The 11,178-nt window shown below is 63.4% G+C and carries 4 protein-coding genes; all 4 read left to right on the top strand.

The window, feature by feature from the left end:
- Positions 1-392 precede the first annotated feature (392 nt).
- Genes Mth01_RS19120 through Mth01_RS19105 form a run of 4 tightly spaced genes read left to right on the top strand, consistent with a single transcriptional unit; the run spans position 393 to position 11,162 of the window.
- Complete coding sequence (locus Mth01_RS19120; RefSeq protein WP_204017256.1) at positions 393-3,284, top strand: hypothetical protein; 2,892 nt, start codon at positions 393-395, stop codon at positions 3,282-3,284.
- Positions 3,281-4,366 carry a hypothetical protein gene (locus Mth01_RS19115; RefSeq protein ID WP_204017255.1) on the top strand — a complete coding sequence of 362 codons (1,086 nt, stop codon included), beginning with the start codon at positions 3,281-3,283 and terminating at the stop codon, positions 4,364-4,366. Before Mth01_RS19120 ends, Mth01_RS19115 begins: the two co-directional genes overlap by 4 nt.
- A complete protein-coding gene (locus Mth01_RS19110) occupies positions 4,363-9,927 on the top strand; it encodes a DEAD/DEAH box helicase (RefSeq protein ID WP_204017254.1) in 5,565 nt (1,854 codons plus the stop codon). The genes Mth01_RS19115 and Mth01_RS19110 overlap by 4 nt, the downstream gene beginning before the upstream one ends.
- A complete protein-coding gene (locus Mth01_RS19105) occupies positions 9,924-11,162 on the top strand; it encodes a PD-(D/E)XK nuclease family protein (protein WP_204017253.1) in 1,239 nt (412 codons plus the stop codon). Before Mth01_RS19110 ends, Mth01_RS19105 begins: the two co-directional genes overlap by 4 nt.
- The last annotated feature ends 16 nt before the right edge of the window (positions 11,163-11,178 follow it).

Genomic DNA, 11,178 nt, shown 5'->3' with positions numbered 1-11,178 from the left:
CCCCCCGCCAGTCACCGCCTGACCCTGCTCCATCCCTGAATGGACACAGATGAGCCGCCCAGTGCCTCATATGGGAGGAGAATCCAGACGAAGAGCTGATCGCCCAGGCACAGTATTCCAACCGTCGTTTTCCTCCCGTGGAGGTCGAACTCAGCCTGCTGACCCTTTTCGATCTTCAACTTGGCTGGACGGCGTCGGGGCCCAATGGCGGCACCGGTCCAGCGAGCTTCCGTAGTCAGTGGGACTAGGGCCTGGCTGTCGTGGGGTGTCGGCAGCGGAGCTGTAAAAAAATAACCAAGGGTGACGATTGCGTGACGACCCTCCCAAATGTCAGTGCCCTGTCCCAGACTGTCTTCAGACCAAGGCGAGGCCCAAGGGAGGTGGTATCGAGCGTGGAGGGGATAGCATGTAGCGGTTCAGCGGAAACCCTCGAGTACCTGCACAGGCATCTCGATAACCACTTCCGGGTGCTTCACGAACGTCGCAAGGTGCTGCAGCCGGCGGCTCCCGTCTTCGCGCTGGAGCATGACCTCAGCGGCGCTGACTTCGAGTTGCTTCTGGCTGCGGTGCGTGGGGCTGTTGCGCAGGGGCTCCCTGCTCATTGCCGCGTCTGGTGGTTACCCTTTGTCGTCTATGCGGCAGAAATTGGTTACAACTATGCTGGCGGCGAGTACTGGCCCCTCTTTGCTCAGAAGACACCGGGCTGGGAGAGCAGCCCGGGTTGGAACGTCTCTAGCAACCGCGACCGCATCAAGCGGTGGTTCAAAAAGTTCTCGGCAGAGTACGGCGGGGCCGAGCCGAAGGGGAGCTTCGCCGAAAACTTCAACATCATTGCGTGGCCGATCACGCATGCCGTTATGCCGGCCTACCTTCAGCGGCAGTTGGCCCAGCTTCTCTTTGAGTCCCGCGCAGTCCTGACCACGGAGTTGTTGAGCGATCCGCGCGCGCTGGGTGCATGCCTGGCGTCGCGCACAGTCGGATACAGCGAACGGTTCCAGATCTTCTGCGCTAACCAGAGCCTCCTCGGCCAGGTCGCTGCGGCGCTGCTCTCGGGTGACGGCGAGGAGTCCCCCTACTTGGTGCACTCGGCACTCGTTCGTCTGGTCGACGACCTGTCCAGCGAACGACAGTCACGTACCTGGCTGACCCGGGCCAAGCGCTCTGCCGACTTGGCACGCTCCAGCGGATTCCGTTCGAACAGTTCGGGCCTTAGGGCTACAGAGCGAGCAAAGCGTCTCGCGGTCATCACTGATCCGAAGCTTCTGCTGCGGCGCGAGAACGGGGGCTGGCGCCCGTACATGGAATTGCCCGATCTCACGCCGCTGCAGGTTCGACAGAAGCAAGTCGATCAGGAACTCCGGAGTCTGCGTCCACGTGTGGAAGGCCACCGTGGCCCTCTTCCTCGAGGGAAATTGGTGTACCTGGACAAAGTGCCCCTGTCCGCGTGGCCTCGGCCCGAGGTACCCCTTATCCAACTGGAGCGCGGTTCCTCGGTTGTGAACAGTCTGATCGCCGAGAATTGCTTCATCAGCCAGGGCCCGTGGTGGGTGTTCCGGAAGCAAAGCGGTGGGCTGGCCCTCGAGGTGAAGGGCAAGTTCTTGCGGCCCGGCCACGAGTATTGCCTGGTCGGCTGGATCGAGAGCGACCCCCCCGCGCTGCCATGGGTTGCTAAAACGACGGTCCTGGCTGACGGAGTGCACGCCTTCGATCTGAAGATGCCACAAATCCTTCGTGAAACGGACATAGCCCAGCTTGTGGCGGCAGGGCTGTCGGTAGTCTCGGATGTCTCCATTCGGCCGGCCGGGCTGGTTCCGGGCTCCTGGGACGGAGAGGGGGCTGTCGATTGGCTAGCAGGGGAGCCGGCGATGCTGGCGGTACGTGCTGCTAGGGCCGTAGATAAAATTGTCGTGACCGTTGACCATGGCACGCCCTTTGTGCTCGATTGGCCTGCAGGTAAGTCGGAGCTGATCTTCGCGCTTGAGAACCTTGCCGTGGGTACGCACGAGGTGGACGTTTCGGTACTGACGCCAGCTACGGGTGCCTCCCTTGTCAGTGGTTCGCTCGTGGTGACGATCCGTGACCCGCACACGACCCTTGAAGAAGCGACGAAGGGGTCGGGAATCCGGCTGTTTGCCGCGCCGGCTCGCCCGAAACTGACCGAGCTTTGGGATGGTCTGTCCAGCCTTTCGATCGCTGGACCGCTAGATCTGACAGCGGAGCTGATGATCGTGCTGCGTGACGATGCCGGAAAAGAACTGGCGCAGCATCGTCAGGTCATCTCACTTCCCTTCAGTGACGGCGCATGGAAGAAGTTCGCAGAGCAGCAACTGCGCAAGGGGAAGTTGCTCGGCTCCTACGACGAGGCCGAGTCTTGCGAGGTATCGGTGTCCCGGGGTGGGGTGGGCTTCGCGTCGCTGATCTGCGAACGGGGCTTCCACCCGCTCCGCTGGGTGCTGACCAAGCGGCGCGACGGCGGACACGAGGCACGTCTAATCGATCGCACAGACAGGGATGGCACCCAGGTCCAACTGTTCCCAGTGGAGGCACCTCTGACCGGCGAGGAGCGTGATTCCCGTGGTCCGATTGCCATTCCAGCGAGTGGCGGCATGCTGCAGGCGACGTCCGGCAACGCGACCGCGGCCATCATCCTGCCACCCGACCCCAATCGGCTGCGCCAGAGGCCGAATGACCGTCCCGTCGTCCAGTGCGCAAGTCTGTCACTGTCCGAGGTACAGCGACTGATCCATGGTCACTGTCGATGGCTAGACGCTAACCTGCCGGCCGATCCCTTTGCCCGCCGCCAGCAGGAGCAGGCTCTCAACGCGATCGCAACGGCCCTTGTGTCCCTTGTCGCCGGAAGCAGATGGGCTCGCCTCGAGCGCAAACGCGTCCCTGTCGGCAATTGCAAGGCGCCGGACGTGTTGGACGAGATGCAGGAACTCGTGGGCGAGGCGCCAACGCAGCGTGCTGTGGCCCAGCAGATTGCCGGCCATCTATGGCAGTGGTTGGACTCGCCAGCCGCGCTGAGCGAGGGATTCGCCAACGCGATAGCCCCCATCGCGGCAGCCAATGGCATCGACGACCCGCATACCGCAGCCGACTTTTTGCTGCGTCTTGCGAGCAGGCCGGGGTCTCTCGCGAGTTGGGACAAAACCGAACGAGACAGACTCTTGAACTGCGTGCTCCGCTCTCCCGTCCTCATTCGCGCGGCTCGATTCGCGGTGCTCGGGACTGAGGACCTACGAGACATATCGGACGAGTCGATTGCCGGAGGCCATCGATGATCATAACCCCACTCAATGGCCGAGAGGCCGCCGAACGTACAGTCCACGCACTAGGGCTGGATGAGACGGCAACTGACCTGTTCTCGACGGAGGCGCTCTGCGCCTCCCTTCGCCGCGCGGGTTCGTTCCTGTGTCCGACGACGCCTGGTCAACTCGTGGAAGCCGTGCTTGAGGCCGTCACCGCACTCGACGCGTCGTCCTCTATTAGTCGTGACCTGGTTGCGGAGCAGTTGGATCTCTTGGTGTCGATTGGTGACCTGGTCGAACTCCCTCGCCAGGGGGTTCGTGGAGGACGGCAGCTCTACCTAGGGCCGCCCTCGTATGTGACGAAGGCGCCCGGGCAGTATCTCCTGCTCGGCGTACGCCCCAACGGCGCGTCGCTCGTCGACGAGTCGGTGGGCGCGAAGATACAGTACGAGAGCCATACGCGTTCACTCCAACTCGACGCCAAAGTGGCGGCTGCCCGACTGGACGCAGTTGGCTTGCATGAGATCCGCCGTGCCAACTGGCTCGAACACCCGCGTCCGCACAACGCGGCCGCTGTTGTTGAGGCGATGCGTCAGCGCTTGGACCGGGCAGCGGAGTCTGGTCAGGTCGCCGGTTTGAGAATCATTGGCCCGGAGGCATCTGTTCGCTATTACCGTGGCCGCTGGCGGCTACCTGCGGCCAGCGACTCTGGGGACTTCGTTGCCCGTCGAACGCAGGCCTACGGTGCCGACCTGTGGTGCCTCGTACGTATCAAGCATGGCGTGCCTCGCGCGCTTGTGGATCTGCCAGTCGACGACCCTGCTGCCCCCGGCTGCGACGAGGCATGGCGCTTGCAGGCGGCCATCGATGCCGTCGCGGGCCGGCCACAACTGCTGCGCGTCCGGTCCGCTGCAAAGGCGGACGGGAGCCCAGTTTTAGACCTGTTCGGACCCGTGCCTGGGTGGGCGCAGCGCTACCTCGAACTCGTGGGGATCCCTGTCTCACGGGTGAGAGGGGCGTTGATCTCCTATCGAGTACCAATGTCGGTAATCGGCGAGTTGTTGGTGTTCTTGGCTGACATGCTGTGGATCAAGGAAGAGGGAGAGATAGCGTGACAGCGGAAGCGCCTACGATCGCAGAGACGGTCGCCAAGATTCAGGCTGCCCTCCGAGACTACATCGAGGCAACCTACCATGTTGGTCATCCCACCTTGCTCGAGCAGCGTCGCGTGCTGCTCGAGCAGGAGGGCGTGCTGTTCCGCGCGCCTTTTATCGAGAGCACCCCGCGCTACCAGACGAACCGACGCTTTGCCGATCTAGATATCGACCCTGCCGTCCACGCGCTCTTCGGCAGCCTGACGACAGGTGTAGGTGGGCTGAGGCCGCTGCTGTATGACCCGCCCTATACCCACCAAGCCGAGGCGCTCGAGTGGACGGCTCGCGATGGCCTCAGCCTGGCTGTCACTACTGGCACTGGCTCTGGAAAGACGGAGTCGTTCCTCCTGCCGATGCTAGCGAAGCTTGCTGCAGAGGCTGCGCACAAGCCCGAGTCGTTCGCGGCCCCGGCGGTCCGATCCTTGATCCTCTATCCGATGAACGCGCTGGTGAATGACCAGTTGGGTCGTCTTCGACTCCTGCTAGGCGACCCACGCGTCACCGCCCAATTCAGCGCGTGGGCTGGCCGTCCGGCCCGCTTCGCTCGCTACACCAGCCGAACGTTGTACCCGGGTGTGCGGAGGGTCGAGAAGGACCAGGCGCGGCTGCGCTCGATCGAGGACTTCTACATCATGCTAATCGATGAGGAGGCCAACACTTCGTCGCCCTGGCACGACGAAGCGGCAGCTCTCATCGATAAGCTGCGCTCACGCGGAAAATGGCCGGCCAAGCCGGACCTGAAGGCCTGGTATGGCGAGAAAGGTTCCCGCTGGAAGAACACGGCTGGCGAGTTTGTCCGAGCTGTTCTTCGGCCCGACGACCCCGAACTGCTGACACGCCATGAGGTGCTGGAAACACCTCCAGACGTGTTGATTACGAACTACTCGATGCTTGAGTACATGTTGATGCGCCCGCTCGAGCGGCCGGTGTTCGATGCGACACGGACCTGGTTGGAGAGCAACCCCGACGAGCAGTTCCTCTTGATCATTGATGAGGCCCACCTCTATAGGGGCGCGGCCGGCGCGGAGGTTGCACTCCTGCTGCGCCGCCTTCGCGCACGGCTTGGGATCCCCCCGGATCGGCTTCAGGTGATCTGCACCAGTGCTAGCTTCACGAGCGCCGAGTATGCACGTGAGTTCGCGGCGCAGTTGAGCGGGAAGTCCGAGGCCGCTTTCAAGACCGTGGAGGGTCAACTCGCGCTGCGGGAATTGGCTGACACAGGCAGCCTCCAGGACGCGCAGGCTCTCGCTGCCGTGCCGATTCAGGCATTCTACGAAGGCCAGGGTGACGAGGCCCGCATCGCTGGAGTTCGGGGGCTCCTGGACTACCGTAAGGTGCGTGTGACGAAGGACGCCTCGGTCGGCGAACTGTTGCATGATGCACTCAGCGCCTTCGGTCCGATGAACCTGCTGGTTAACGAGACAATGAAGCAGGCACACCCGGTCAACGAGTTGGGCAAGCTCATCTTCCCGACGGTAGAGACGGAGCTTGCAAACAGGGCCGTTTCCGCGCTCGTAGCGCTCGGCAGCGCGGCGCGTCGGTCAGAGGATGCTGCAGGTTTGCTGCCGTGTCGCGTGCATGCGTTCTTTCGCGGTCTGCCTGGCCTATGGGCGTGCCTCGACCGCGACTGCCCGGAGGTGGACCGGGAGGCGCATCCGCTGCCGGGGCCGGTAGGCAAGCTCTACGCCCAACCACGGGCAACCTGTAGCTGTGGCGCCAGGGTCTTCGAGTTGTACACCTGTCGGCACTGTGGCTCTGCCTACGCGCGGGCCTATACGGATGACGTCCTCGAGCCGTCGTACCTGTGGCACGAGCCGGGGGGAGAGTTCCAGTCCGCCTCGGGTTTCATCCCGGAGCTCCAGCCCCTCGACCTGCTGCTCGAGGAGCCGTCCGCGGGCAATGTCGAGCCCGCAGACCTCGATCTGATCACTGGGCGGCTCAATCCAGAGGAGTTGGGCTCCCGCATCCGCGGAGTCTTCATTCCTCGGCTTCGGGGAGGAGAGTTCGTCAAGGGTGACGACGACGAGGAGGACGAGGCCGAGGCGAACGGAGAGTTCAAACCCTGCGGTGTCTGCGGGCAACTCGCGGGCTTTGGTCGTTCATCCGTGCAGGACCATCAGACGAAGGGTGATCAGCCGTTCCAAGCCCTGGTGGCACGTCAGATCGAGGTCCAGCCACCAGGCGTACAGCCGTACACCGACTTTGCGCCGTTGCGCGGTCGCAAGGTACTCGCTTTCTCTGACTCCAGGCAGGTCGCTGCCCGGCTGGCCCCCAACCTGCAGAGTTACTCGATGCGGGACGTTATTCGGCCCCTGATCTTGCGCGGCTGGCAGGAACTGGAGAATCAACGGTTACTGGCGCCATCCCTCAGCCTGGAGCGTTTGTACCTGGCCGTCGTGGTCGGAGCGCGACTGCTGTCGGTGCGACTGCGCCCGGAACTGCGACCCACGGAGACGCTCCATTTCTTGGGCCAGGTCGCGCAGGCGATCGACAAGGGCGCGTTTACTGGCAATGCGGCTGCGTTGGTGCCGCTCCTGAGCACCGCCCTGCCGCCGCAGTCACTGTTGCGGGCCATGTACGCAACGCTGACGGACAAGTACTACGGGCTGTCGTCCCTGGGCCTAGCGTCCCTCCGTGAGCGGGCGGATCAGACCGATACGTTGCTGGCAAGGCTGCCGGACATCGAAGGTGTCGCGACCAGCGCCGATGCGAAGCTCGCTCTCGTGCGGTTGTGGCTGACGCAGTGGAGCACCCCTGCCCGTGGAATCTGGTTCCCGTCGATGACCGACGGTGAATGGTGGAACGCGAAAAGGGGTGTCAAACCGCACACTGGTAAGTTCCAATCGATCGAGCGCTGGCTCGATTCGAGAGCGGCTAAGAATAAGTTTAGGGATGGCTGGCTGCAGACGTTGCTCACAACTTTCTGCGAACAGGTGGCCGGCAAGTTTCGGTTGTTGGCCGCGAATGTCGCCCTGGAACTCGGTGAGCTTTGGGGCTATTGCAAGCGCTGCCGCTTTACGCAGCGACCGTTTCCCGGCACGACTCGGTGCGCCAACTGCGGCGCCGATCGGGTCCACACGCTCAACCCCGACACCGATCCGGTTTTCCAGGCCCGCAAGGGCTATTACCGGGCCAGCGCGGCTCGGGCTCTTAGCGACCCGACTGAGTCGCCGGTCAGCATTATTGCCGCCGAGCACACAGCGCAGCTCAATGCCGCCCAGTCCGACGCCGTGTTCTCCAAGGCAGAAGAGCACGAATTGCTGTTCCAAGATGTCGACCTCGGCTTGCCGCGCCCGGGAGAGCAGCCACGCGCCGCCATCGACGTTCTGTCCTGCACAACAACGATGGAAGTGGGCATCGACATCGGCAGCCTGACCGGCGTCGCTCTTCGCAACATGCCACCATCACGCGCCAACTACCAGCAGCGCGCAGGTCGAGCGGGTCGTCGGGGCAACGCGGTCGCCACTGTGCTGGCCTTCGGAAGCGCCGACACACACGATGACCACTACTTCCGTCAGCCGGAGCTCATGATCCGAGGAAAAGTCGAAGATCCGGTGCTGACGATGGACAATGACGAGATCGCTCGGCGCCACGTCATCGCCTACCTACTGCAGCGCTATCACCAGGATCGGCTGCCGGCGATCGACCCGGACGAGCAGCCGCAGCTTTTCGAGGTCCTTGGAACTGTCGGGGCATTCGTGAGGACGACCTCACCGCTGAATCGGACCGACCTGGAAGAGTGGCTGAAGGCCAGGGAGAGTGCGCTACGTGAAGAGGTTGCGTCGTGGCTTCCCGATGAGTTGAGCCAGGCCGACCGCGAATCCATTCTCGGAGGTGTCGTCACGAGGACACTCCAAGAGATCGACAAGGCTCTTGACCTCGACCTCGACGGTAGCCTGCCGACTACCTCCGAGGGTGATGCCGCACCCGAGTCCGATGAGGTGAAGGCAGAAGGACCGGCCGAGGACGGTGCCGAGGAGCCGAGCGTCGGGCGGAGTCAGAGGAACCTGCTTGATCGACTGCTGTACAAAGGAGTGCTGCCGCGCTACGCGTTTCCCACGGATGTCGTTGCCTTCCATGTCTTCGATCTCGATCGATCAACACCGTTCAAAGCCGAGTTTCGCTACGCGCCCAGTCAGGGCCTCCCGGTGGCGCTCAGCCAGTACGCGCCGGGCAAAGTGGTGTGGATCGACAACAAGGAGTGGACCTCAGGGGCTATCTACGCACAGGTCCAGAAGGAACGCTTTCAGGCCTGGCGGGACAAACTGCTCTACTTCGAGTGCCAGATCTGTCACTACGCCAAGCACTTCCCTTATGGCCAGGCCGAGCGCGGGGAGGAGCGTGACTGTCCGGCTTGTGGCGCTGCGGGCAGGTTCGGCAAGGCCAAGAACTGGATGCGTCCGCCGGGGTTTGCGCACCTGGCTACGAAGGATCCCGGCACAAGCCCCGACGACGCGCCCGCGCGCAGTTACGCCACGCGTGCCAAGCTCATGGCGCCTGGTCCAACCGAGGAAACTGCCTGGCGGCATGTCACCGATCGCCTGGAGCAGACGTACCGCCGCGAGACCCTGCTCGTTACTAATACCGGTCCGCGCAGCGAGGGGTACACCTACTGCACTCGCTGCGGGCTCATCGAACCGACCGCCACTGCGTCGGGCGTAGTGATCGGATCGCACAAGAAGCCGTACCCCGACGAGAAGGAGTCGGATTGCCCGGGCTCGGCCTCGACACGGGGCCTGGTACTGGGTACTGACTTTATCTCTGACGTGCTCCTGGTTCGCCTGAAGGTGGCCGCGCCGATCACGCTGAGGCCGGCGTTTCTCTCGACGCATATCGCGCTCCGTACAGTCGCTGAGGCACTGACGATTGCCGCGGCCCGGAAGCTCGACATCGAGGCGACGGAACTGCAAGCGGAGTACCGACCTGCGCTGACTCCGCTGGGTAGCGCGGGCCTCGAGGCCGAAATCTACGTGTACGACACGCTCGCTGGCGGCGCAGGGTTCACCCGCCGGGTGAACGACTACGGAATGGAGATCTTCGAGCGGACGCTGGAACGCCTGGAGGACTGCCCAGCAAACTGCGATGAGTCCTGCTACCGCTGTCTACGCAGTTTCCGCAACCGGTTCGAGCACAACCTCCTCGACCGCCACGTCGGCGCCAGTCTCCTGCGCTACTTGATCCACGGGACCCTACCGGCCTTGGACGAGAAGCGGCTTGCGCGGTCGGCCGACAGGCTTTTAGAGGACCTCATCGGCCGAGGGATCACCGGCGTCACCTTCGAGCGAGGCGCCGCGATCGAGATCGAGGGGATCGGGTCGGTCACCGTGCCCATCCTGGCCACGCGGGACGACCGGCAGTGGATTTTCGGCGTGCATGGTCCCTTGACCCCTGACGTGGCACCGACCGACGAGTTACGCGATGCCAAGGAGTTCGGTAGCGTCCCGGTCAGACTAATCGACGACATGGTGATCTCTCGCAATCTGCCGTTCGCCAGCCAGCTAGTTCAACAGGCGCTGACGTGAGCGAGAACAGGATTTCGTTCGCCACCGGCGTCGAGGCGTCCGAGGCGGTCTTGCCGCTGCGACCCGCATATTGGAGCTACTCCTCGTTGCAGGAGATGGAAGCTTGTCCGCGACGATGGATGTTGTCGCGGGCGGAGTACCCAGAGCTTTGGGGAAAGCGCGGCTACCCCCGACTTCCTGTCGCCGCGGCGCTCTTCGGAGATGTCGTACATGCGGTGCTCGAGACCATTGTCAAGAGGCTGGTGGCAGCTCGGTGCACGTCGCTTCGGACCGCTGAGGCAGTCCAGGTCCTCCGCGACCTCGGCGGCATCACAGCTGTTGTGGAGACGGCGATGCGCAATCTGCTGGCCATGCTGGAGGGAAATCCCCGGCTGGACGATGATCGAATGAAGCGCCTCAGTGTCGAACTCCGGGACCGCGTGCCTCACGCACGTGCCCAGGTGCAGGCGTATTTGAGCCGGACTGCCCTTCCTGCGACTCCGCACGCCACCGGTCCTCAGGCCGATTCCCGCACGTCGGTGAGGGGACCGGGTCGAAGGCCTGCGGTACTGGGTACGCATCCTGAGATCCCGTTGGTTGCGGAGACGCTACGGCTAATGGGCCGCGTCGATCTGCTCACCGTCACCCAGGACCGTGTGGACATCACCGACTACAAGACTGGCGCCGAGGATCCGAGTCACCTCGACCAACTTCGGCTTTACGCGTTGTTGTGGGACCTCGACCGGATCGCTAACCACGAGCGGAGGCCGGCGACCGAGTTGACCGCCGCCTATTCAAGTCGCGAGATCACGATACCTGCGCCGGGAGACAGCCAACTGCGGGATCTGGAGGAAAACGTGAGGCAGCGGATCGCCGCTGCGGAGACCGAGTTGGTCGCGTCCGTGCCGAGGGCCCTCCCGAGCAAGCAGAAGTGTGCACTCTGCCAGGTACGGCACCTCTGCAACGCCTACTGGGAGCAGGCGCCGGAAGCCCACACGCTTTCTCGTGGAACCTGGTTCGACTACCAGGGTGTTGTCGGTCCCCAGAACGGCGCGCATAGTTGGTGGCTGCTCAGTGAACGCACTGGCCAGAAAACGATATTGCTGCGAGCAGCGGCGACCATGCGCGCGCTCCTGCCTAGTCGTCGCATTCGCGTGCTGAATCTGCGACTCGACGACGATCCCGAGGTGGAGGCAATCGTGGCGACGCTAACCGCAGCATCCGAGGTATTCGTCCTGACCGACAGCAAGGGTTAGTGGTGTTCGGCGATGC

This window comes from Sphaerimonospora thailandensis (assembly GCF_016863115.1).
Taxonomy (GTDB): domain Bacteria; phylum Actinomycetota; class Actinomycetes; order Streptosporangiales; family Streptosporangiaceae; genus Sphaerimonospora; species Sphaerimonospora cavernae.
This window is presented reverse-complemented; position numbering and strand designations above follow the sequence as displayed.